At 34.4% G+C, this 684-nt stretch carries 1 pseudogene; it reads left to right on the top strand.

Annotated features, from left to right (window positions below):
• Positions 1 to 684: pseudogene (locus tag GFJ36_RS28810) on the top strand (peptigoglycan-binding protein LysM); the annotation flags it as partial.

Here is a 684-nt window from a genome sequence, read left to right on the forward strand (position 1 = left end):
ACCACAGAAGGAAATGCAAGTGAAACCACAAAAAGAGGTACAGGTAAAACCACATAAGGAAATGCAAGTGAAACCGCAAAAAGAAGTGCAGGTAAAGCCACAAAAAGAGGTGCAAAAAGAAAAGCCAATTCAAATAGAAAAACCAGTTGAAAAACCGTCTGTTATTCAAAAACCAACTGTTATAGAAAAACAAAAACCAGCAGAAAAAGAAAACACAAAGTTTTCGGTAAATGTATTACCACAGCCGCCGCAACCACCAATAAAAGCAAAAAAAGAATATAAAATTTCAGATGTAATTAAAAAAGGAAGTGAGTTAATTGCTCCTCAAATTACTAAAATGAAACCTAATAACATCATTTCTCCGCAAACGAAAAAAGATAATATCGTATCACCGCAAGTAAAGAAAGAAAACGTAGGAAATATCGTGTCACCACAAGTAAAGAAAGAAAACATAGGAAATATCGTGTCACCGCAAGTGAAGAAAGAAAATGTAGGGAATATCGTGTCACCAAATGTAACGAAAGAGAATGTAGTTATTCCACAAGTAATACCGCCAAATATTCAAATGCCAAACATCATGCCAATGTTGGATAATAATCAACCACCAAATATAATGCCAATCATGGATAATAACCCAATACCAAACATCATGCCGATCATGGATAACAATCAAATGCCGAATAT

Origin of the sequence: Bacillus sp. EE-W1 (assembly GCF_009760835.1) — a bacterium.
In the GTDB taxonomy this organism is placed as follows: Bacteria; Bacillota; Bacilli; order Bacillales; family Bacillaceae_G; genus Bacillus_A; species Bacillus_A wiedmannii.